Source organism: Geobacter argillaceus, from assembly GCF_007830735.1.
Lineage (GTDB): Bacteria > Desulfobacterota > Desulfuromonadia > Geobacterales > DSM-12255 > Geomobilibacter > Geomobilibacter argillaceus.
This window is the reverse complement of the sequence record NZ_VLLN01000001.1, coordinates 53650-75477: the sequence shown is the minus strand read 5'-3', so window position 1 is coordinate 75477 and position 21828 is coordinate 53650. Positions and strand designations below refer to the sequence as shown.

Sequence of the window (21828 nt, the reverse complement as noted above, 5' to 3'; positions counted from 1 at the left end):
AGGAGGGAATCATGTCAGTAAGCGACAAACAGAAAGTGCCAATGGAGAAGCTCCGCTGGGAATGCGACGAGAACCTCTTCACCTTCGGGACGACCGCGGAGATCCCGGAACTGGAAGGGAGCATCGGCCAGGAGCGGGCGCTCCGTTCAATCGACTTCAGTCTGGGGATGCGGGATGGCGGCTTCAACCTTTTTCTGTCCGGACAGGTCGGGACCGGCCGGAACTCGACGATCAAGAACATCCTGAAAAAGCGGGCCAAGGGCGAGCCGACCCCGCCCGATCTCTGCTACGTCTACAACTTCAAGTCCGCTGACAACCCGATCTGCCTTCCCCTGGCGGCAGGTCAGGGGTCCGTTTTCGTTGCCGACATGAAGGAGATGGTGGAGGGGATCAAGATCAATATCCCCAAGGCGTTGGACAGCAAGGATTACGAGACCGGCAAGTCGGCGGTGGTCGAGGAATACCAGGAGAAGAACGGCGAGCTTTTCAGCGCCCTGGAAAAGGAGGCCGAGGAGCGGAGCTTTGCCCTGCAGCGTACCGTGTCGGGTCTGGTCATGGTTCCCCAGAAAGAGGGGCGCAACTATACCCAGGAGGAGTACGAGGCCCTTCCCCGGGAAGAGCGGGAGAAGCTGGACGAGAACGGCGGATTCCTCACCGAGCGGCTGAACGATGTCCTGCGTCAGGTGCGTGAGAACGAAAAGGCGACCAGGGATGCCCTGGCGCTCTTGGACCGGAATGTGGGGCTTTCGGCGGTTGGCCACCACATTGACCCGCTGAAGGAGAAATACGCTGACTGGCCCAAGGTGGTGACCTACCTGGAGTCGGTCCAGGAGGATATCCTGAACAACCTGGACGATTTCAAACCCCAGGGACCCCAGCCGCAGATCGCCGGCATCCGCCTTCCACGCCAGGAGCCCTCCTTCGAGCGGTACGAGGTGAACCTGTTCATCGACAACCACGAAACGGAAGGCGCACCGGTTATTTTCGAGCAGAATCCCACCTACAACAACCTCTTTGGCCGTATCGAGCATGTGATGCAGATGGGGGGGATGGCCACCACCAACTTCACCCTGGTGAAACCCGGGGCAATGCACAAGGCCAACGGCGGGTACCTGGTCGTGGATGCCAGGGAGGTCCTGATCAATCCGTTTGCCTGGGATGCCCTCAAGCGTTGCATCCGGAGCGGCGAGATCAAGATCGAGGATGTGCTGGAGCAGTACCGGTTCATGTCCATTGCCTCGCTCAAACCGGAGCCGGTGACGCTCCAGACGAAGATCATCATGATCGGTTCTCCCTGGATCTACTATCTCCTCTTCTACCTGGAGCCCGATTACCGGAAGTTTTTCAAGGTACGGGCCGATTTCGACAGCCGGATCAGCAGGACGCCGGAAATTGTGCAGGATTACGCCCTGTTCGTCGCCACCCACTGCAAGGAAGAGGGGCTCCTCCCCTTCGACCGGAGCGGGATGGCCGGGCTCCTCGATTACTCGGCCCGGCTCGTGGAAGACCAGCAGAAACTCTCCTCCCAATTCACGGAGATTGCCGACCTGATCCGCGAAGCCAGCTACTGGGCCGGGAAGGACGGGGCCACGGTGGTCTCGCGGCAGTTCGTGAAGCGGGCCATCGAGGAGAAGATCTACCGGAGCAACTTGATCGAGGAGCGGATGCAGGAACTGTTCGAGGACGGCACCATCATGGTGGACGTGGATGGTGACGTGGTGGGGCAGATCAACGGCCTCTCGGTCATTACGCTGGGCGACTACATGTTCGGCCGGCCCTCGCGCCTGACGGCACGGGTCTACCTGGGGCGGGCCGGCATGGTCAATATCGAGCGGGAGGTGAAACTCTCCGGCCCGATCCACGACAAGGGGGTCCTGATCCTGACCGGGTACCTGGGGGGGAAGTTTGCCTATGACAAGCCGCTGTCGTTCTCTGCTTCACTCTGCTTCGAGCAGAACTACGAGGGGGTGGAGGGGGACAGCGCCTCGTCGACGGAGCTCTACGCCCTGCTCTCGGCCCTCTCCGGGGTGCCGATCCGGCAGGGGATCGCCGTCACCGGCAGCGTCAACCAGTTGGGCAGGGTCCAGCCGATCGGCGGGGTCAATTACAAGATCGAGGGGTTCTATGCGGTCTGCAAGGCCAAGGGGCTGACCGGCGACCAGGGGGTGATGATCCCCAAAAGCAACGAGCGGCACCTGATGCTGTCGGATGAGGTAGTGGCCGCGGTGCGCGAGGGGCGATTCCATATCTGGAGCGTGGCCACCATCGACGAGGGGATCGAGATCCTGACCGGGATGCCGGCCGGCGAACGTAAGGATGACGGCAGCTGGCCGGACCAGACCGTGAACGGCCTGGTGGACCGGCGCCTCAGGGAGATGCTGAAGCAGATGAAGAAATTCGGCGCTGGCAGTGATAAGGAAAGTGGCAAGGAGAAAAAGGCGAAGGAGGGGCCGGAGTAGAGTTCGGACTTGACAGGAGGGAGCGTATCTCCTAGAAGGGGATAGACATTCTCTTTGCACCACCCCAAGGATATGGCCGCTGACCTTCTAGCAAAACTGACACGCCTTCTCCGCCAGCAAAGGATCGCCCTGGCCAGTGCCACCACTCTGCTGGTGGTTGGTACCGTTATTGGCTCACTCTTCCTCCTTACCCCGCCTGGCAGGGGCGAAAAGGTCGTCCTGGCCGATTTTGCCAAAGGGGGCTCTCTGAAACGGTTTGCCGAGGACCTGGAGAAAAAGAGGGTCATCCGCAGCCAGCGGCTGTTCGTTCTGTATGCCCGGCTCGGCGGTGACGCCAGCCGTTTGCAGGCCGGCACCTACCGTTTCACCGATGGGTTGTCGCCGGCAGAGATCATCAGGGAGATGGCCCGTGGCGAGGTGTACGAGCAGCGGTTCGCTTTGCCCGAGGGGTATTCCATCTACCAGGTGGCCGAACTTCTGGAGGGGCGGAAGCTGTTCACCAGGGAGCGCTTCCTGGCTGCCTGTTCCGACGGCAAGCTCCTGACAGAGTTGAAGCTGCCGGGAAAGAGCGTGGAAGGGTATCTTTACCCGAGCACCTACGGCATTCGTCCGGGAATGGACGAGGCGGCAACCATCCGGGCCATGGTGGGTGCGTTCAGGAAAAGTGTCGGTGAGATGCTGTTCAAGGCGCCGGTTCCGGCCGGGCTGACCCGTCACCAGATAGTGATCCTTGCCTCCGTGGTGGAGAAGGAGGCGGTCGTGGCCGGTGAACAGCCGCTGATCGCTTCGGTCTTTCTGAACCGCCTTCGTAAAGGGATGCCGCTGCAGAGCGATCCGACGGCGGTCTACGGGGTGCGGGCCTTTGCCGGTAAGGTACGGAAGGCCGACATTCAGCGGGAGAACCCGTACAATACCTATCTCATCAAGGGACTGCCGCCGGGTCCGATCGGCAACCCCAGCGCATCGGCGATCAAAGCGGTTCTGCAGCCGGCCACCTCTCCCTATCTCTACTTCGTGGCCAGGAACGACGGCACCCACCAGTTTTCCACCACGCTTGAGGAGCACAACCGGGCGGTCAGCAGGTATTTGAAGGGTAAGCAGCCGGTTGCCGAGATCCGCAACGACAATCCGAATATTGCAGGTAGACGGCGATAGCCTCCATAGTGCAGGAACGAAAAAATCCCGACAGGGCATGTCCTGTCGGGATTTTTTGCGTCGAAAACGTTTGCTTCAGGCTTTGCTGACGGTCACCGTTACCGTGTTGGCCGAGCCTGTCAGGAGCGCGTTTGCGTTCAGCTCCGGGAAATGATACGGGGCGAAAACCAGTCCTGGCTGGAGCCTGTCGGAAACCTTTGCCGGACCGGTCAGGGAACCGGTGCCGGCGGTCACGGTGACGGCAGCGCCGTCGGTGATGCCGAGCCCGGCAGCGTCGTCGCCGTGGATTTCAATGAAGCCTCTGCCGGCGACAAGCAGGTTGTTGGCCGAGGCCGTGGTGGCGGTGCCGCTGTGCTGCAGGAGGGGGCCGACCAGCAGAGTCAGTCCGCCGGTAGCCGGCTGCGCCGGTGCCGATACCGGCGCAAAGCCGAGGGCGGCCGGGACGGAATAGGCCTGGCGAACGGTGCTACAGCACGAGCCGCTGTACAGGGGATTGGCCGCCTTGATCCCTGCCAGGAGCTGGTCCGGCGAGATGGTCGGTGCTTCACCGGTCAGGGCGTTGATCAGGTCGCCGATGATCGTCAGGTCCTGGCGCGCCTGGCCCGGGGGATTGGCAGCCTTTTGCAGGGACTGAACCCGCCCGTCGGGCGTGGTGAAGGTGCCGATCTTCTCGGCGGCTGCCGAAGCGGCGAAGACCACGTGGCCGAGCCTGGTGGTTTCGGTCTCGGCGATATCCTGCACGATGAGGAGTTGCAGCTTCTCCAGGGCCTTCCTGAGCCGGCCGTTTTCCGGAAAGGCAACGAGGGGGTTGGTGCCGAGCAGGTAGAGCGCCTTGATGGAACCGTTTTCGATCCCCTCGATGATCCCGCTGAGGTCCTTGCCGCCGTTACCCGGTGCGATGCCGGCATCCAGCAGCCCGAGGGTGTTGTTCTTTTCGTCCACCGGGAACAGTCCGCCGGCCTCTTTGCCCAGTGCCCCCAAGAGAAGCGCCAGGTTGGCGACGGCGGTGACGGCTGCTTCTGCCCGGGAACTGCGGAGGATGTCGGCGCCGAAGATGACGGCCGGCCGTTGCTTGTTGGCGAGGAGCTGGGCTGCCTCTTTGAGTGCCGCCTCGGTGACGCCGGCAGCAGCAGCCAGATCAGCAAGGGAGCTCGCCGCAAGAGCGGCCTGCAGGGCGTCCGGATTGGCGGCTGTTGTGGTGCAGCCGGCATCCAGCAGCGCCTTTGTCAGGCCGTTCACCAGTGCCACTTCGCCCCCGGGGCGGTACTGCAGATGGCTGTTGGCAAACTTCTTCAGCTTCACTGCCCGCATGTTGGCCAGGACCAGCTTGGCGTCGTTCTTGGTGGCGGCCTTGATGACCCGGTACTCCATGCCGGTGGATTCGGCATTCAGGTCGGAGCCGAGCACCAGGATGGCATCGGCATTGTCGATCCGGTCTATGGTGGCGCTGGCGCTCGTCAGCCCCAGCTGTTTGTTGAGGATGGCAAGGGCCGGGGCAAAGCCGAGACGAGCCTCGGAATCGAGGTTGGGAGAGCCGATGGCCTCGGTGACCAGTTTCCTGAAGAGGAAGTTTTCCTCATTCGTAACCCGCGGCGAGGCGATGCCGGCCACGGCCCGGGGACCGGCAGCGGCAATGACCGCCTTGAGCCCGTCAGCAGCAGCCTTTATTGCCTGGTCCCAACTGGCCGGCTTCTGACCGATCAGGGGGGCGGTGAGGCGCGTGGTGCTGCTTAAGTAGCTGTAGCCGAACCGGCCGTTGATGCAGAGGTTCCCCTGGTTATAGGTGGCGTCGTCGCTGGTGGTTCGCTCCACCCGGCCGTCCTTGCTGTGGTATTCGATCTGGCAGCCGGTGGAACAGAAGGGGCAGACGCTCTTGGTGACACTGAAGGTCCAGGGCCGCCCCTTGAACTTGAACGGCTTGCTGATCAGGGTGCCGGTGGGGCAGGCGGCAATGCAGTTGCCGCAGAACTCGCAGTTCAGGGGCTGGCCGTCGTGGGTATCGATGACGGTGGCTTCGCCCTTGTTCACCACGGAGATGGCGTCGCAGCCGACGATCTCGTGGTCGACCTTGACGCACTTCTCGCAGAGGATGCAGCGGTTCGGATCGCTCTCCAAGAGCTGCCAGTCGTACCGGATCGGGCGCCGCTCCAGGACGGCAGAGTATTCCTGTTGTGCCACTTCCTGGGCGTAGCAGGTGTCCTGCAGGTCGCACTCGCCGCCCGCGTCGCAGACCGGGCAGTCAAGGGGGTGGTTGACCAGGAGGAGTTCCGTGACCTTCTTGCGGATGGCGCTGATGCGCGGGGACTGGGTGGTGACAGAGATCCCTTCCTTGACAGGGGTGTTGCAGGCGGTCATGGGGCGGTCGATCCCCTCGATCTCGACGGCGCAGATGCGGCAGGCACCGGTGGGGGAGACCTTTTCCAGCCAGCAGAGGGTCGGGATGCTGATGCCTATCCGGCGGGCCGCCTCAAGGATGGTTGTCCCTTCCGGGACCGATACCGTACTGCCGTCAATCGTCAAGCTGACCATATGTACACACCTCAAAAAATTCGGAAACCGGGTTGATTCCAGTACGGATCAGATGGCCGCCATTGCCACTCTGTAGCAGCGGAGGCAGCGCTCCGCCTCCTTGACCGCCTGGCTGTCGCTGAAGCCGAGTTCCACCTCGCAGTAGTTCTTGTAGCTGGCCCGCTCCTTGCCGTGGACCTCTGCCTGGTGGGCGCGGTGTCCGGTGGCAAGCCAGGGGACCTGCTCGTTCTTGTCGTAGACCCCAAGATACATGAGGATGTCTTCCATCCGCTCGTCATCGGTGAGGTAGACCTTGCCTTCGTCGAGCCAGCGCTGAATGACCTTGGCGGCCCGGTGGCCGCTGCCGATGCAGGCCACGACCGTCAGAGGGCCTATTTCCGCGTCGCCGCCGGCAAAGACGCCGTCCATGTCGGTGATGAGGGTCCGGGAAAGGTCGTTTCCCATGCCGTCCTTCAGCGGCTTGCCGTCAGCCCCCTTGAGCGGGACATACTTGGTGATCACCGTATTCCACTTGGTGATGTCGATGCCGCAGTCGGCCGGGATGAAGGAGAGGTCGGGGTCCTGGCCGATGGCCGGGATGACCGTGTCGCACTCGATGACGAATTCGCTGCCGGCCATCGGCTCCGGCCGGCGGCGCCCCGAGGCATCGGGCTCGCCCAGGGCCATCCGGACACACTCGACGCCGGTGATCTGTCCACTTTCGTCGGCAATAACCCTGGTAGGGAGTACCTGGAATTCGAACTGCACCCCTTCTTCGTCGGCGCCATCCACTTCCCAGACGTCCGCCGGCATCTCCTTGCGGGAGCGGCGATAGACCAGGTACGATGCCTCGGCCCCTTCCCGCAATGCCACCCGGACACAGTCGATGGCCGTGTTGCCGCCGCCGACTACGACGACCTTCTTGCCCATGCCGGTCGGTTTGCCCATGTAGGCTTCGCGGAGGAAGTCGATCCCCCCTTTGAGGAATCCCTTGTATCCCTTGTCTTCACCCTCAACACCCATCGGCTTGGAACGGTGGGCGCCCGGGGCGAGGAAGACGGCGTCGAATTTCTGCTTCAGCTCGGCCAGGGAGATGTCCTTGCCGACACGGGTGTTGTAGACGATCTCCACACCCAGGGCGGCGATGATGTCGATGTCCCGCTGCAGGATGTGGCGCGGCATCCGGTAGGGTGGAATGCCGACCGCGATCATGCCGCCGCCGAACCCTTCGGGGAGGGTTTCGTAGATCGTGACCGGATACCCTTCCATGGCCAGATAATAGGCTGCTGCCAGGCCGGCGGGACCGGCGCCGACCACGGCCACGGTCTTGTTCTTCCGTGCCTTCGGCTGCATCGGCGGAGCGGCCTTGTGCTGCCACTCATAATCCGAAGCGGTCCGCTTCAGGACCATGATGCTGATCGGTTCGTCCACATTCTTGCGCCGGCAGGCGGTTTCACATGGGTGCGGGCAGACCCGGCCGCATACCGACGGCAGCGGCATGTTGTCCCGGATCACTGCCAGGGATTCGTCGAACCGGTACTCCTTGAGCGCCTCGATGTAGGTCGGAATGTCGATGTGGGCGGGACATTTATCCTGACAGGGGGCCGTGTACTTCTCGATGTAGCGGAACCCCTTGCCGCGGCTCTTTTCCCCTTTGATGCGGGCGAGGAAGTCGTCGCGGAAATGGGTTACCGCGTCCAGCACCGGCACGGTCGAACTCTGGCACAGGGTGCACTTGCAGTTTTTCAGGAGTTCCGCCAGGTCCGGCACCGTTGCCAGGTCGGTCTCCTTGGCCCTTCCTTCTTCGACTGCGGTCAGGAGGTCGGCCAGGACCTTGGTCCCCTTTTTGCCCGGGGTGCACTTGCCGCAACAGTACAGGGTCTGTACGCGTCGCATGTACTCGGCAGCCATGGCCGGCACGTCCACATCCCGGTCGAACAGGATGATGCCGTCCCACCCCATGAACCCTGCCAGAGGCTGGTCGCCATCGTAGGTCGTTGGCAGACGGAAGGTTGCATCCTTTGCTTCGCCGCCGCTGCGGTTATCGATAATTGTTCGGCCCCAGCTGGAAAAGACTACCTGTGCCACGTCAGCCCCCGCTCTGAACTTTATGCTGGTAAAAGGCAGATAACTGTCTGCATTTATTGAGCAAATATGCTTATTGTGTGTGTATACAGTATGCAAGTATTAGCACAACCGGTTCGGGCAATCAAGGGAAAAATCAGAAATTGGTAGGCGGATGCGATTGCCACGGGAGGGCTGCTCTGGTATATCAATGGGCAAGCTTTGGCTGTGACTTTGCTCGTCGGAAGGTGTTGGCTATGACCGATTTTGAGGAGGCGTTTGGTTCGCTGTTTACTGTCAATATGGGGGTGCGCCCGGGTGAGAGGATAGTGGTCTTCAGCGACACCATCCGTGATGACGAACATCCTTCGCCCGATGACCGGGAGCGGCGCGAGCGTCTCTTTGCCGCTGCCGGGGGCGCCAGTCGGTTTGCCGCGGCAACATACGGGGATACGTGCTTCGAACAGTTCCCGGCCACGAGCGGTTCAGGGGCGGAACCACCGGAACACCTCTGGCGCGCCGTGTTCGGAGACGCCATCGTGGATTCGTTGGCTGCTGCGGGACTGCTGAAGCGGCTCATCGCCAAGGAGGCATCTACGGACGACCTGGCTGCGGCGAGGGAGATGGTCGTTGCCGGCCGGGAAGCTGTAGCCGAGGTGGTTGTGGCTCTGGCTAACAACTCCACCAGCCATACCAGGTTTCGAGCCCTGGCCAATGCGGCTGGCACGCGCTACGCCAGCCTTCCCCATTTCGATCCGGCAATGTTCTTCACCTCCATGCAGGTCGACTGGTTGGCCCTGGCAGAACGAACTCGGCTGCTGGGGGAGGCGGTCAACCGGGCGGTGGAACTCCTGGTAACCACTTCCAACGGTACGCAGATGCGTTTTGGCAAGCAAGGGCGGATAGCCAAGGGGGACGATGGGCTCCTGACCATGCCGGGGAGTTTTGGCAATCTTCCTGCTGGGGAGGTGTATCTGGCTCCTCTGGAAGGGACGGCGAGCGGAACCATGGTGCTCGAATATGCCCCGACGCGAAAGCTTGTCACACCCTTGACACTGATTGTTGAGAATGGTGAGGTCGTGGATATCCGGGGAGACGAGCCGCATCGGGAGATTCTCGAACGGAAGTTCGCGGAAAGCCGGCTGAACAGGAATATTGCGGAACTGGGGATAGGTACCAACGACCGGGCGAGCAGACCCGACAACATCCTTGAAGCAGAGAAGATTCTCGGTACAATTCATATTGCCTTGGGGGACAATGCCGGTTTCGGCGGCCGGATCAGCACCCCGTTTCATGAGGATTATGTCTTCTACAAACCGACAGTGACTGCAGTGGATGCGAACGGCACACAAGAGCTTCTTATAGCCAAAGGAACTCTGCTGGTGCGATGATCGCGAACTGACGACGATTCGGGAGTAATAACTATGTCCTTCATGACGTTTCAACTGCAAGGTGCCAAGCTGCTGGCTATCTGTCGACCTTCCGACCTGACGGCGCCGCTCAATGACGTAGCGTTCCGGCAGGCGCTTGCCAATGAAGGGTATGCCGCCTATGCCCTGCAGCCGGCAGCAGTGGCGGAGTTGATCAGGCGGTGCAACGGCGAACAAGCCGAGTTTTCCCTGGAGGTCGGTGAGCGGCGCGACGGTGCCTGTGCGATTACGTTGACCGGGGACAAGATGTCGGCATTGCTGTCGATCACTCCTCCCCAGGGAGGGGCTGCGGTAACTCGGGAGCAGGTCCTCCAGAAACTACATGAGTGCGGCGTGGTAACCGGTATCCTTGAGCACGAAATAATGCAGGCAGTGGTAACGGGGAACTGTTCCGGCACCGTAGTCGCGTGTGGTCGCCAACCGGTGAGGGGGGCAGATATCCAGTTCGTCAGTCTGGTCCAGGAGGTGAAGGAGCGCCAGCCCCACTTAGAGGATGATGGAGGTGTGGTCGACTACCGTGATATGGGTGATATTATCAGCGTTACGGTGGGGACGCCGTTGATGCGGCGGGTTCCTGCAACGCCGGGTGAGCCCGGAGAAAACGTATGTGGTGAAGGTATACCGGCAACGCCGGGCAATGACCTGCCGTTTTCATCCACCCTGCAGGGGACCGTGCAGTCTGCTGATGATCCCGATCTGCTGGTGGCCGCCATTGCCGGTCAGCCGGTACTGCTGGCCAACGGCGTCATGGTCGAACCAACGATCTCCTTTAAAACCGTCGATCTTTCCACCGGAAATGTCCGCTTTGAAGGGAGTATCACCATCGATGCGGATGTCAGAGAAGGGATGGTGGTGCATGCCTCGGGTGACATTGTTGTCGGTGGGGTTGTGGAAGGCGCTATACTGGAGGCTGGTGGCAATATCGAGGTTAAGGGGGGAGTGATCGGCCAGGGGGAGGTTCGGACGTCGAAGGGCGAGATTGCACCGGAAGCGGCCCGTATCCATGCCGGTGGTTCGGCCAGCGTTAATTTTGTTGAAAATGCCGTCATTACTGCCGGCGAGGACATAACCGTCAACGACTTTGCCATGCAGAGCGAGCTGACTGCCGGCGGGCAGGTGGTGGTCGGCAATGCGGAAAGCCGGCACGGTCACATCATCGGTGGTGCCTGTCGGGCAGCCGTTCTGGTGCAGGCCGTCACACTGGGGTCGCCGGCAGGTGTCGGCACGCGGATAGAGGTTGGTGTCGATCCGTTCGTGAATGAAAAGCTGACCGCTGTGCTTGCCAGCATGGAGGCCAAAGAGCGGGAAGTGCAGGAGTTCGAGAAATACCTGAACTATCTGCGCGAGCATCCCGAAAAAGGCACTCCAGAGCTGATTCGCCTCAAGGAGCGGGCCTATCACGGCAAGCAGACGGAGCTGATTGAGTTGGTCGGTCAGAAAAAGCGGTTGCAGAAACGGCTGGAGCCGATTCCCACCGCCCGCATCGAGGTGGCAAGAAATGTGTACGCTGCCGTGAAGATGACGATCAGCAACCACAATCATATCGTTGAAGAGGACCTGGCAGGCGGGGTGAAGTTTCGTTGGAGTGAGGAAGAGCAGAGCGTAGTCTATTGATGAGGAGCGGTGTGGTGGCGGGAGCAGAGGCAGCGGTGACACAATGCGGGTAATCGGTCTGACCGGCGGAATCGCTTCGGGTAAGAGTACGGCGGCCAGGGTCCTGGAGCGCTTCGGTGTGCCGGTGATCGATGCCGATCGTCTGGCCCGGGAGGTGGTGGAGCCCGGTGCTCCGGCCTTTAATGCGATTGTCGCGGCATTTGGTGTCGAGGTGGTCGGCCCGGATGGGGCACTGGACCGGGCAAGGCTCGGCTCAATTGTCTTCAGTGACCCGGCGGCCCGGCGCCGCCTGGAAGCGATCACCCATCCGGCCATCGGCGCACGTGCCGACGAGCTGCTTGCCCGGTATCGGCATGACGGAGAGACGGTGGTGATCTATATGGCTCCGCTCCTGATCGAGGCCGGGGTGACCGGCCGGGTTGACGAGATCTGGGTGGTGTATGTTGACCGTGAGACCCAGGCGTCCCGTCTCTGCAAGCGGGACGGGATCAGCCGACAGGAAGCGCTGCAGCGGATTGAAAGCCAGATGCCCATGGAGGAGAAGGCCGCCCGTGGCAGGCTGGTCATTGACAACAGGGGGACCCCGGAAGAGCTGGAGCGGCAGGTGCTGGCGATATGGGAACGGGAGATTCAGGGACCGGAGAAAAACTGAAAAGGCCCCGTGTCGGGGCCTTTGTCTAATGCTGTTGTGCGCTTCTGTTCCTGGTTCTACTGGTCCTGGTCCCTTATTTGTGGTACCCCAGTTTGGCTGAGATGTCTTCGCCTGCCCTCTTGACCATGGGAATCAGTTCGTTTTCCATCCGCTCCTCGGTGAAACGCATGGACGGTCCCGAAATGCTCACTGCACCAATGATACGACGGGTGTAGTCACGAATCGGGGCTGCAACACAACGGACCCCGATATCCAGTTCTTCGTTGTCGATGGCATAGCCCAGTTCGGCCACCTTTTTCAGGTCAACCTTCAGTTCGTCCCGGCCGGAGATGGTGCTCGGGGTATAGCGTTTGAGCTCTTTGGTCGGCAGGAAATTGTCCAGCTCTTCCTCGGTCATGTAGGCCAGCTGTACCTTGCCTGCAGCGGTGCAGTAAGCCGGAAGCCGTGAACCGACCCGCGGCACGACCCGAACTGTCAGGTCGGTCTCCACTACGTCCAGATACACGATGTGGAATTCCTTGAGAATGGAGACGTAGGTGGTTTCGTTGCACTCCCGTACCAGCGCTTCCAGAATCGGCCTGGACTGGCGAAGAAGCCCCATCTGCTTGATGAAGGTCTGCCCCAGTTCGAGGGTCTTGAGTCCCAGACGGTAGTTCTCGGTCACCCGGTTCTGTTCGATGTAGCCGCGAGACTCCAGGGTGGCGAGCAGTCTGAAGACGTTGTTCTTGTGGAGCTTGAGCCGCTTGGAGAGTTCGGTGACCCCCAATTCGTCCACTTCATCGTGAAATTGCTCCAAAAGATCAAGGGCATGGTCGACGGCCTGGATGATGTATTCTGATTTTTCTTTCTTAGCCATAAGATGGTCCTTGTTTTATATTTTTCCAAACATATTTCTATAGTATCAGGATTATGCACAAGTCAAGGGCAAATTTATTTCGATTGATGAAAAATTAAATTTTTTGCTCTGAAGCGGTGATAATGTTCCCGGTAACGGCTGTAGATTAATCTATTTTATATTGTTTCTGGTAGTGTTATTTACATTAAAAAATATTTTCTAAAATATAGAATATTGTTTTATGGTTGTCAAGAATTGTAATACAATTTTATCTCGTTGGATGGTTCGATGGCTGCTTGCTAGTTGATTCGTAGTATTCTTTGGCATAATGATCTGAATCGCCTGGAGGGAAACCATGTTACACCTGCGCAAGAAAATCCTGGTGGCCATTGATGGCTCACCTCTTTCCGACAAGGCTGCGGAAGAGGCTGTGCGGATGGCTGCCTGCAATCCGGGGCCTCTCAAAAGTACCGTCTATGCCTTACTGGTGCTTCCCAATGCCCCCCGTAATACGTTTACCGACTTCGTTCCGGCGCCCCCCATTACCGAGACCGATACATGGCAGGAGCTCAAGGAGCGGATCTTCTACGTGATCGAGAAGAACGCTGCGGAAACGAATGTGGCGTTGGAGATCATGGTCGCTTACGGCAATCCGGCCGATGAACTGCTCGCCTTTGCCGAAAAGGAAGAGATCGACGTCATCGTTATCGGGAGTACCGGCAAGGGTTTTCTGAAGCGTAAAGTGCTGGGGAGCGTCTCCCACTCGGTGGTGAAAAATGCCAGATGCTCGGTCTATGTGGTGCGTGGCTGATGGGAGACCGCCGCAACCGGTGCGGTCTCCTTGCGGAGATATCCGAGGATCTCTGTCAGGCTTTCCATGATCAGATCCTCGTCACGGGAGAACTCATGGGGTGAGAGCTCCAAGGTCAGGGTGTGGTGGTAGTCGATGCTGCTCAGGTGGTTCAGGAAGCGGGTGAGGGGCAGTATGCCGCGACCCGGGATCAGGTGTTCGCGGCCGTAGCCGTAGTCTGAAAAATGGATGTTCCTGATCCTGCCCGAGTTGTGGTAGAGGTAGAAGTCGTTGATGAAGTTGGCCTTGCCCGACCCCATATGGGTGGTGTCGAAGGTCATGTAGAGGTTTCGTTCCGTGATGAACTCGACCATCTTCTGGGTATTGGAGAGGATGTGCGGGTTGATCTTGTGTTTTCCTCCCCACGGCATGTTCTCCAGGGTGAGAGTTACCACCCCCTGCCCGACCTCTTTCTGAAAATCGTTGATCCGATAGAGCCAGCGCCAGAAACCGAACTCCATGCCGAGCCAGGAAGGGGGGTGGAAGTTGACCAGTGACACCCCTGCTTCGGCGGCAATCTCCACGGCCCTCTTCAGGGAGTCGATCTGGTTCCCCCAGCCGAACAGGGGCATGAAGGGTGCATGTATCGAGAGAATCGGCATGATGCCGGACAGGTCCCGCAACAGTTCCCGGACATTGATCCGCTCGAAGTCCTGGTTAATGATCAGCTCCAGTCCGTCGAATCCGGCCTTCCCGGCCATCTCGAAGTTTTTCCGGAGCGGAAAGACGAAGAGCGTCCCTGTTGAAATGGAGATCTGCATGAAGCTACTTCTCCCGTGTCAGCTGCAACAACACCCCGCCATCACTTCCAGCCATCAGCCGGAGATGTAATCGAGATGATAGCGGTTGCGGACTATCCGCAGAAAGCAGTCGATCCCTTTGAGCGCGGCCCTGAATCGTTCCCGCTCCGCCCTGGTCATGCATTGGGGGTCGACATAGTTCGTGGGGATCTTGTCGGCGGCAAGTTCCCGCAGTTGCGACCGGATGCGCAGTCGGACCAGATATGAGAACGCCGCCTCGATTTTTTTGAGATCGCCGCTAGTGACTATTTTCCGCTGCCCGAGGAGCGAAAGCTTGTCCCAGGTATTCCCGCCGACAACGCCGGCTTCGAGTGCCATGAGGCTGGCCCCGACGGTAATGGCGAAGATGCCGGATTTCTTTATGTCCACCAGCCCCCGGTGTTCTCCGCCGCGCTCGACCCGGATCCGCTTGAAAAAGGTGAGCGGTGACGGGAAGCGCGTTGCATGGCAGGCCAGATTCGGGAAGAAGAACGGCGGCAGCCGGACAGTGGTCCGGATATGGTCGCGCAACTCCGTGCAGAGGCTCTCATCGCCGTGCAAGGAGCTGAGATCCTGAAAGAGGCAGAAGTCCAGGATGTTTTCGTGGGTGGGGACGGTTATCCACTCTTCGAGCAGCCGTTTCCATGCGCCGACACTGTGGCACCACTGGGGATTACTGGCCATGACGTTGCCCGGACAACGGGGGACGCCGATTGCCTCGAGTGCCTCGACGAGGCGGGCGGCGAAGCGGTTGACTTCAAGGAGTTTTTTCGCAGAGAGGTCGTCGGGATAGACGATGGCGCTGTCCTGGTCGGTGCGCAGGGTCTGCTCTCCCCGTCCTTCGCTGCCGAGGGCCAGGTATGCGACCCCCTCGGGGAGGCTGATCCCCTCGACCGTTTCCATGAGGGCGATGAGACGCCGGGTGATGGCGCTGTTGACCCGGGCGATCATCCGCACAATGCTCTTCTCGTCTACGGGCACCGTGATGATGCACCTGACCGTATCGAGCATCTTGATGCCGAGCTCCCTCAGGACCTCGATGGACGGGGCCACCTCTATCTCATGATAAAGCTTGAGAGGAGTGATGATGTCTTGTTCACTGCCGGGCATACAACCTCATCTGCTGTGCATCACATCACGAGCTCAACGATCCTGAAAACCGCTAGCGTCAATCTGTTCAGCGAAGGGAACGGTGAAGGAGAAGACGGTGCCGGCTCCCAGTTCGCTATCGACCCAGATCTTGCCGCCCAACCGCTCCACGATCTCCCGTGAAATCGTCAGCCCCAGGCCGGTGCCAAGGGGGTGGGACTTCTGGGGATCACGCACCTGGTGAAAGCGATCGAACACCTGTTCCAGCCGGTCCGGTGGGATGCCGGGGCCTTCGTCGGCCACGCTGATCAGGGCAAAACCGCCCTGCCTTTTCCCGCTGAGACGGATACGCCCCCCTTCGGGTGAGAACTTCACCGCATTGGAGAGGAGGTTCGTCAGCACCTGCTGGATCCTGTCCGCATCGGCATGGATCGGTGGCAGGTCAATTTCGACGTCGCTCTCCACCACGATCCCCTTTTCCGCCAGCAGTGGGTGGGTCGTGCCGAGTGCCCTGGCAAAGACCGGCTCCAGTTCCAGCGGTTCGGAGTTCAGTTCAACGCGGCCGGCTTCGATCTTCGAGAGATCGAGCAGGTCGTTGATCATGCGGGTGAGCCGTTCCGCCTCATAGTTGATGACCCCCACGAATTTCCGGCGTTTTTCCGGGTCGTCCACCTCGTAGCGGAGCAGAATCTCGGAGAAGGAACGGATCGAGGTGAGGGGGGTGCGCAATTCGTGACTCACGGTGGACAGGAAATCGCTCTTGAGGCGGTCCAGTTCCAGCAGTCGGGCGTTGGCCTTCTCCAGTTCGGCCGTGCGCCGGGCCACCTTTTCCTCCATGGCATGGCTGTATGCCTGGACCTCGGCGTAGAGTTGGGCATTGACCGCTGCCATGGCCAACTGGTTGGCCAGGGCAGCGAACAGCTCGACGAACTCGTCGGTGAAGTGCATGGGGCCGCGGGTCGCATAGGCCGTGAGCACGCCGATCACCCGGCCCTCGTAGGTCATGGGGGCGTGGATGAAGGCGCTGACCGGCACGTCCTTGACCAGTTTGGAAAAGAGCAGCGGCTTGTCGATCTCCCGGGCGTCCCCCACTACGACCGGCCGGGCGTCCAGGAAACAGAGGCCGAAGTAGGTATCCCGCGAGGGAACCATGGCGGATGCCGATACATAGTCGGCTATAAGTCCCACATGGCTGCGGATCTTCAATATGCCGTTCTCGTCCAGGAGCCGGACCGCCAGGTGCTCGAAGCCGAACTCCCGCTTGATCAGCAGGAGCACCTCCTGCAGGAGCGTATCGATGTCCAGGCTTCTCGACAGGGCGTGGGAGGCCTCGTGGAGGACCACCAGCTCCCGCAGCCGTCGTTCCAGGGTATCCCGGCTCTCTGCCAGGGTCTTGGAAACACCGCCGAAGACGTCGAGGATTTCCACGGCCCGTTCACGGGGCCAGGCAAGGGTACTGTCGATAATCATGCGCGCCGATGGGGCACCGATGGCGCTGGCCAGGCAGCGCTCGGTCGTCTCTAAGAGCAGTTGCGGGGAAGAGCGTTCCGGAAGGGCGCCAAGTACGTCATGCGCCATCCGGGCACCGACGAACCGGGCCAGAAGCCCTTCCAGATCGGCCCTGGTAGCCCAGGCGGCAGGGAGCTCGGAGCGCGGGGATTCCTCCGCCGGACGTGCACTCAGCAGGCTGAAGGTGATATGGGCCCCCAGGTTGAATACCAGGCTCCAGATCAGGGCATGGGTCCAGGTGTCGAACCCCTGCAGCCCGAACAGCGCCCGGGGGCGCAGCAGTTCGATCCCCCATGGCCCCTGCGTCAGGAGCGATGCGCCGATCCACCCCGAATCGACGAAGCTGGGGATGAGCAGGGTATAGGTCCAGACGCCAAACCCGGCGGCAAGCCCGGCGAGTGCCCCGCTCCGGGTGCCACCTTTCCAGTAGAGGCCGAGCAGGACGGCAGGTGCAAACTGGAACACGGCGGAAAAGGATAACAGCCCGGTGGCGACCAGGGTGTGGGATTCGCCGATCGAACGCTTGAAGGCGTAACCCAGCAGCACCACGCCGAAAATGACGGCCCGCTTGGTGTACAGCAGGGGCCGGGAAATATCCACTCCCCCGCCGCGAAAGGCAGGGAATACACTCCCCAGGAGTGCAACTCCGTAATGGTGCAGGATCATGGTTGCCAGGGCGACGGCCTCGACGATTACCATGCTGGTTGCGGCGGAGAACCCCCCCAGGTAGGCGAGAAACGCCAGGCCGGTATGCCCCCGCGACAGCGGCAGGGAAATCATGAAGAAGTCAGGGGCCAGGTCTCCCCCGTACAGACGCCCGACCAGGGCCACCGGAAGCACGAGCAGGTTGATGAAGAGCAGGTAGGCCGGAAATGCCCAGGATGTCGTCCAAAGGTGGCCCTCCCGTACGTTTTCTACGGCCAGCATGTGAAACTGGCGGGGAAGGAGGATTACTGCCGATGCGGAAAGCACGCTCAGAGCGGCCCAGGCCGATAACGACGTGCCCGAACCCTCGCCGAGCAGGAAGAGACGCGACAGGTTCTGATCTGCCATCGCCCTTTCGAAAATCCGGGTCAGCCCGCCGCCGATGCCGAAGGTGATGTAGAGACCGATCACCAGGAAGGCCCCGAGTTTCACCGCGCTTTCAAAAGCGATGGCTGCGACCATCCCCTCATGACGCTCGGTTGCCACCAGGCTTCTGGCGCCGAAGAGGCCGGCAAAGATCGACAAACCCAGGGCCGCCCAGAAGGCGGCATCGTTAAAGATCCCCGTGGCCGCGGCCCTGCCGGTGAGCAGGTCGAAGGTGTAGCCGACCGCCTTAAGCTGGAGCCCTATATACGGGGTGATGCCGATCACCATCAAGGTAGTGGCGAGTGCCCCAAGGGCCCACCCCTTGCCATACATGACCTCCAGCAGGTCCGGCAGGCTGGTGACCCCTTCCGCCCGACAGTAGGAAACGAGCCGTTTCAAGAGGGACGGGGCCAGGAGGAAGACCAGGGTGGGGCCCAGGTAGATCGGCAGAAAACCGAGTCCCGTGGATGCGGCCTGCCCCACGCTACCGTAATAGGTCCAGGAGGTGCAGTAGACTGCCAGGGAAAAGCTGTACACCCATGGGTTGTCGACCGGACTGCGCCCCATCTCCCTTGCCTTGTCACTGGCGTAGGCGATGGCGAACAGGCCGAGGAGATATACAACCCCGAGAAATGCGACCCAGAAGGTATTGCTCACGGCTTGTTTCCCCGGATCAGCACCCAGCTTGCCAGCACCAGTCCGCCCCAGACCGCGAACAGGTAGAGGGGGAGGGTCGGGATGCCCAGAAGGCTGCCCGGCCGGTTGAATGCCCCCAGCAGAGGGGAGTACAGGGCCACAAGGCCCACGGCGAACAAGGCGGCAAGCCGGCGCGAGGTGACATTCATGGTGCGAACCTCCTGAAAGCGAGTTCGATGTTCGACGTTAACATCACGAAATGACCTCGAACATCGAACATCGAACATCGAACATCGAACAGACTTAAAACTTCGACGTCTGCCAGCGCAAGAGCAGGTGCTGGTCGCAGAACGCCTTGGCTTCGGCCAGGGTTCTCACCCCCCGCCCCGGCAGCAGCGTCAGGAGGCCGAGGAAGATCTGGGCCGCCGCACGGGCATCTCCCAGGGAACTGTGCCGCCCCTCGATCGTGATCCCCATTCGCTCGGCTATGGCTTCCAGACTATGCCCTTCGATCCCCTTATGCAGCGCATAGGAAAGGAAAATGGTGTCGAGAATCGGGTTGTCGATCCGGGGGAGTCCTGCTTCGGCCGCGGCCAGGTCCAGACACTTCTTGTCGAATGCCGCGTTATGGGCCACCAGGACCGAGTTCCCCAGGTACTCGACGAATTGCGGATACACCTCGCTCATGGATGGCGCATCCGCCACCATCCGGTCATCGATCCGGTGAATTTCCACCGATTCGGGAGGAATGGGCCGGCCCGGGTTTACCAGGGTGTTGAAGATGTCGACGTTCTGGATACGTCCCCGGCAAATACGAATCCCGCTGATGCTGATGACCTTGTCCCCCCGGGACAGCTGCAGTCCCGTCGTTTCGGTGTCGACCACCACGTAATCGAGATTCTCCAGCTCTGCCCGGAGCAGATCATCCCGCTCGAAAACCGGCCGCGGTAGGAACAGGTCGAAATTGTAAAACCCCGGCTCCCCCTCGATCAGTCCGATTGCCAGGCCGGTTTCGGAACCGGCGGTAGCCTGCAGCAGTGCCAGCCTCACCTCCAGGCAATCTCCGGACGAGCGGGTCCAAAGCTCCCCCCGGTTCCGGCGCACCGCCTCCCCCAGTGGAATGGGCTCTTCTCCGGCAGGGCACAGCACAAGGGATTCCAGCGCAGCCGGGTCGCCGGCAAAGGCGCCCTTGATCCTGAAGGTCGTCACCACGGTGCCGTCTTCCGCCTTGAGATTCGCGTCGACCTGCAGCAGTTCGGAACCTTTCTGTTCGATCCAGTGGAGGACACACCGCAGGGAGGCCACCCAGGAGAACGGTTCCACCAGTACCGCCGGGATCGGGTTGCCGTTGTCGATCTCGACGGAGACCCCGGGGACCGACGCCACCGATTCCTCCAGGAGTTCCCGGGGATCGGACGGAATGGCCGGCCAGCGCGCCGTCCGGGCAGCGCTGGCGGTTTCCTCGATCGCCGTCACCCGCACGCTCAACCGATCCATCTCTTCTGCCACCGCAGCCAGGAACGCCTGTTGTTTCTCCGCCGACATCTGCCGGTGTCGTTGCAGCGTTTCGACCAGGGCGTGGGCGGTCGCCACCGGCCCTCTCAGGAGTTGGGGCATCTCCAGCAGGGTCTTCTCGAACCGTTTGTCCTCCCCGGTGGTAGCGTTCAGGTCCCGGAACACCAGGAGAAACCCGGCCCGATCCCCTTCGGGGCCGGGAATGACCGACAGCGAACCTTTGAGGAGCTTTCCGTCCCGCAGGGGAAAGATGACCTCTTCCACGGCCTCCCGGCCCGGTTCCCATCCCTGGCGCAGCCGTTTCAGGTGGAAACTGAGCCGGTCGCCGGGGAAGATGCGCGCCAGCGGCGAGCCGATGCCCGAACTGTACCCCCGGCCCAGGATCATCCGGGCTCGCGGGTTCATCAGTATCGTCTCGGCGGCCTCGTTGGCCACGATCACACCGTCCACCATGGTGCGCAGCACGGTTGCCAGCCGGTTGCGCTCCTCCTGCAGGGACAGGGTCGCGTCTCGCACCCGCCCTTCCAGCTCGTTGTAGGCTTTGCCCAGGTTTTCGGCCATCAGGTTGAATTCGATGGCCAGCTCTTCGATCTCGTCCCCGGCATCGACCTTGATCCGGTGGTCCAGGTTGATGTGGGAGACGATCTCGGCGCCGCGCTTGATCTCCAGGATGGGGCGCATGTACTGGTCGGCCATCCACCAGGCCATGGCGGCGACCAGGATGACGAACACGATCGTGAACAGGGCCACCTGGCGGCTCACCGCATGTAAATGACCGAATACCCGGGACTCCGGCTGGACCACGGCGAGGAACCAGTCGCGGGGAGTGGCCCCCCCTGGAGCCCGCACCGCGGTCACGCCGGCAAAATAGTGCTCATTGCCGGTCGTGAAGGTCACCCAACCCGGTTCCCCCGCTTCAGCGGGGGGTAGAGGGGTCTTGGGGTTTCCTGCCAGGCGTTCCCCTTTGGCGGTGAACAGCACAACCTCTCCACGGGTCCCCTTTCGTAACCGCTCCAAAGAGGCCGTCACCTCGGGGGCCGCCGTCAGGCCGGCCGCAGTTTGCCGGATGCGCTGCAATTCCCCCTGCAGGTGCTCTGTCAACTGCCTCGCTTCCTGGGCGAGCTGCCTGCCGTGGCTACTCCCCACATCGTCGCGGACCACGAAGAACAGGGCTACCAGTGCGGCCAAAAGGGGGAGTACCGCCATCCCGGTGAGGGATACGATCATCCGGTGACGCAGACTTCTTCTCCTGCGGGAGGGCCGGGCCTCCGGGACAGTGATCATGGTTCGATCATGGCCCGGATCTTTTCCAGCAGATCCCCGGCGCTGAACGGCTTGGTCACGTAGTCGTCGGCCCCCACCTCCAGTCCCTTCTTCCGTTCGAGGGTCTGGCCCTTGGCCGTGAGCATGATCACCTTCGTTGTGGCCAGATCCTCCCGTTCCCGGAGAATCCGGCACATCTCGTAACCATCTTTGCGCGGCATGTTGACGTCCAGAAGGATCAAATCCGGCCGCACGCGTTCGGCCACTTCCAAAGCCTCTTCTCCATCTCGCGCCGTATGGACCTCATATCCTTCCATCTCCAGGATGAACTCGATGGACATCAGAATGTTGGGTTCGTCATCCACGGCCAGAATCTTCTTCTTCCCCATGTGTTCGTCT

The 21828-nt window shown here is 61.0% G+C and carries 15 protein-coding genes; 6 read left to right on the top strand and 9 right to left on the bottom strand.

Annotated elements, in window-relative coordinates:
• Positions 1-11 precede the first annotated feature (11 nt).
• Together JN12_RS00340 and mltG are read left to right on the top strand one after the other, a co-directional pair.
• Positions 12-2459, top strand: a complete 2448-nt coding sequence (locus JN12_RS00340) for a Lon protease family protein (RefSeq protein ID WP_145016932.1) — start codon at positions 12-14, stop codon at positions 2457-2459.
• A gap of 54 nt (positions 2460-2513) precedes the next feature.
• Positions 2514-3614, top strand: a complete 1101-nt coding sequence (gene mltG, locus JN12_RS00335; RefSeq protein WP_246125674.1) for an endolytic transglycosylase MltG — start codon at positions 2514-2516, stop codon at positions 3612-3614.
• 75 nt (positions 3615-3689) lie between these two features.
• On the opposite strand, the gene JN12_RS00330 is transcribed toward mltG, so the two are convergent.
• Together JN12_RS00330 and JN12_RS00325 are read right to left on the bottom strand one after the other, a co-directional pair.
• Complete coding sequence (locus tag JN12_RS00330; RefSeq protein ID WP_145016930.1) at positions 3690-6143, bottom strand: molybdopterin-dependent oxidoreductase; 2454 nt, start codon at positions 6141-6143, stop codon at positions 3690-3692.
• A 48-nt stretch (positions 6144-6191) separates the two neighbouring features.
• Positions 6192-8210 (bottom strand): FAD-dependent oxidoreductase, encoded by a 2019-nt coding sequence (locus JN12_RS00325; RefSeq protein WP_145016928.1) that lies wholly within the window; start codon positions 8208-8210, stop codon positions 6192-6194.
• Positions 8211-8443: 233 nt separating this feature from the next.
• Between JN12_RS00325 and JN12_RS00320 the strand changes: the two genes are divergently transcribed.
• The 3 genes from JN12_RS00320 to coaE are packed head-to-tail and all read left to right on the top strand — an operon-like array spanning position 8444 to position 11882.
• Positions 8444-9577: an aminopeptidase gene (locus JN12_RS00320; protein ID WP_145016926.1), complete on the top strand. Its 1134-nt coding sequence runs from the start codon at positions 8444-8446 to the stop codon at positions 9575-9577.
• 33 nt (positions 9578-9610) lie between these two features.
• Positions 9611-11230, top strand: coding sequence for a DUF342 domain-containing protein (locus tag JN12_RS00315; protein WP_246125672.1), 1620 nt, complete (start codon positions 9611-9613; stop codon positions 11228-11230).
• 43 nt (positions 11231-11273) lie between these two features.
• Positions 11274-11882, top strand: coding sequence for a dephospho-CoA kinase (gene coaE / locus JN12_RS00310; protein WP_145016924.1), 609 nt, complete (start codon positions 11274-11276; stop codon positions 11880-11882).
• Between the two features lie 73 nt (positions 11883-11955).
• On the opposite strand, the gene JN12_RS00305 is transcribed toward coaE, so the two are convergent.
• Positions 11956-12738, bottom strand: a complete 783-nt coding sequence (locus JN12_RS00305) for an IclR family transcriptional regulator (protein WP_145016922.1) — start codon at positions 12736-12738, stop codon at positions 11956-11958.
• A gap of 334 nt (positions 12739-13072) precedes the next feature.
• On the opposite strand from JN12_RS00305, the gene JN12_RS00300 reads away from it, so the two are divergent.
• The gene (locus JN12_RS00300; RefSeq protein WP_145016920.1) at positions 13073-13528 is read left to right on the top strand and encodes a universal stress protein; all 456 of its coding nucleotides are present in this window, start codon (positions 13073-13075) and stop codon (positions 13526-13528) included.
• On the opposite strand, the gene JN12_RS00295 is transcribed toward JN12_RS00300, so the two are convergent.
• The 6 genes from JN12_RS00295 to JN12_RS00270 form a co-directional block, all read right to left on the bottom strand.
• Positions 13510-14328: a sugar phosphate isomerase/epimerase family protein gene (locus JN12_RS00295; protein ID WP_145016918.1), complete on the bottom strand. Its 819-nt coding sequence runs from the start codon at positions 14326-14328 to the stop codon at positions 13510-13512. The genes JN12_RS00300 and JN12_RS00295 overlap by 19 nt on opposite strands.
• Before the next feature lie 54 nt (positions 14329-14382).
• On the bottom strand, positions 14383-15456 hold the full coding sequence (locus tag JN12_RS00290) for a DUF294 nucleotidyltransferase-like domain-containing protein (RefSeq protein WP_145016916.1): 1074 nt from the start codon (positions 15454-15456) through the stop codon (positions 14383-14385).
• A gap of 33 nt (positions 15457-15489) precedes the next feature.
• Positions 15490-18672: an ATP-binding protein gene (locus tag JN12_RS00285; RefSeq protein WP_145016914.1), complete on the bottom strand. Its 3183-nt coding sequence runs from the start codon at positions 18670-18672 to the stop codon at positions 15490-15492.
• The gene (locus JN12_RS00280; RefSeq protein ID WP_145016912.1) at positions 18669-18860 is read right to left on the bottom strand and encodes a hypothetical protein; all 192 of its coding nucleotides are present in this window, start codon (positions 18858-18860) and stop codon (positions 18669-18671) included. Before JN12_RS00280 ends, JN12_RS00285 begins: the two co-directional genes overlap by 4 nt.
• A 94-nt stretch (positions 18861-18954) precedes the next feature.
• Positions 18955-21450, bottom strand: coding sequence for a 3'-5' exonuclease (locus JN12_RS00275; protein ID WP_145016910.1), 2496 nt, complete (start codon positions 21448-21450; stop codon positions 18955-18957).
• Complete coding sequence (locus JN12_RS00270; protein ID WP_145016908.1) at positions 21447-21818, bottom strand: response regulator transcription factor; 372 nt, start codon at positions 21816-21818, stop codon at positions 21447-21449. Before JN12_RS00270 ends, JN12_RS00275 begins: the two co-directional genes overlap by 4 nt.
• Between the last annotated feature and the right edge of the window lie 10 nt (positions 21819-21828).

Bases quoted from the DNA above. Each gene is read 5' to 3' on its own strand.
- JN12_RS00295 (WP_145016918.1), bottom strand. From the start codon at position 14,328: ATGCAGATCTCCATTTCAACAGGGACGCTCTTCGTCTTTCCGCTCCGG.
- JN12_RS00300 (WP_145016920.1), top strand. From the start codon at position 13,073: ATGTTACACCTGCGCAAGAAAATCCTGGTGGCCATTGATGGCTCACCT.
- JN12_RS00315 (WP_246125672.1), top strand. From the start codon at position 9,611: ATGTCCTTCATGACGTTTCAACTGCAAGGTGCCAAGCTGCTGGCTATC.
- JN12_RS00290 (WP_145016916.1), bottom strand. From the start codon at position 15,456: ATGCCCGGCAGTGAACAAGACATCATCACTCCTCTCAAGCTTTATCAT.
- JN12_RS00275 (WP_145016910.1), bottom strand. From the start codon at position 21,450: ATGATCACTGTCCCGGAGGCCCGGCCCTCCCGCAGGAGAAGAAGTCTG.
- JN12_RS00270 (WP_145016908.1), bottom strand. From the start codon at position 21,818: ATGGGGAAGAAGAAGATTCTGGCCGTGGATGACGAACCCAACATTCTG.
- JN12_RS00305 (WP_145016922.1), bottom strand. From the start codon at position 12,738: ATGGCTAAGAAAGAAAAATCAGAATACATCATCCAGGCCGTCGACCAT.
- JN12_RS00320 (WP_145016926.1), top strand. From the start codon at position 8,444: ATGACCGATTTTGAGGAGGCGTTTGGTTCGCTGTTTACTGTCAATATG.
- JN12_RS00340 (WP_145016932.1), top strand. From the start codon at position 12: ATGTCAGTAAGCGACAAACAGAAAGTGCCAATGGAGAAGCTCCGCTGG.
- JN12_RS00280 (WP_145016912.1), bottom strand. From the start codon at position 18,860: ATGAATGTCACCTCGCGCCGGCTTGCCGCCTTGTTCGCCGTGGGCCTT.
- JN12_RS00330 (WP_145016930.1), bottom strand. From the start codon at position 6,143: ATGGTCAGCTTGACGATTGACGGCAGTACGGTATCGGTCCCGGAAGGG.
- coaE (WP_145016924.1), top strand. From the start codon at position 11,274: ATGCGGGTAATCGGTCTGACCGGCGGAATCGCTTCGGGTAAGAGTACG.